Raw genomic sequence first — 231 nt, forward strand, 5'->3', positions numbered from 1 at the left:
TTGTTGTACTTGGTTTGTAGATCATTTTAGATAATAGTGTCTGGAAAATAAGGAAAAGTCCCCCTACTGTCCAATAAAGTGGCAATGCAGCAGCCATATTAAATGAGAAAATTCCCATCATGACAGGCATTACAAGTCCCATCATCTTCATCATTCCCTCTTGCCCTGGCTGAACCGCTACTCCAATTTGCGAAACCTTAAATTGTACAAAATACACCGCTGTTGCCAAAA

Annotated in this window: 1 protein-coding gene; it reads right to left on the reverse strand. The window is 39.8% G+C overall.

Going from position 1 to position 231, the window contains the following annotated elements; translation table 11 throughout:
• Positions 1-231: YidC/Oxa1 family membrane protein insertase (locus tag AOA61_RS30145; RefSeq protein WP_178075233.1), on the reverse strand; the 231-nt coding region annotated here is incomplete at both ends.

This window comes from Pseudomonas sp. 2995-1 (assembly GCF_002742505.1).
GTDB lineage: Bacteria > Pseudomonadota > Gammaproteobacteria > Pseudomonadales > Pseudomonadaceae > Aquipseudomonas > Aquipseudomonas sivasensis.